Genomic DNA, 256 nt, shown 5'->3' on the forward strand with positions numbered 1-256 from the left:
GTCATCACCGATCGTCCCGAGTGGTGACCGCTCGCCGCGAGGTGTCCGCGGATGGCCTGCCGGCCACGATGGATGCGGCTGCGAACGGTGCCGAGCTTGACGCCCAGGGTCGCGGCGATCTCCTCGTACGACAGACCTTCGATGTCACACAGGACCACCGCGGCACGGAACTCCGGCGCCAGGGCATCCAGGGCGCTCTGCAGATCCGGGTCGAGATTGGCGTCGTTGAAGATCTGCTCGGGATCGGGGTCGTTGC

General features: G+C 67.2%; 1 protein-coding gene. It reads right to left on the reverse strand.

The window, feature by feature from the left end:
- Positions 1-256: sigma-70 family RNA polymerase sigma factor (locus tag SB754_RS21385; RefSeq protein WP_410784340.1), on the reverse strand; the 256-nt coding region annotated here is incomplete at both ends.

Source organism: Leifsonia sp. SIMBA_070 (assembly GCF_046534635.1).
Classification (GTDB): domain Bacteria; phylum Actinomycetota; class Actinomycetes; order Actinomycetales; family Microbacteriaceae; genus Leifsonia.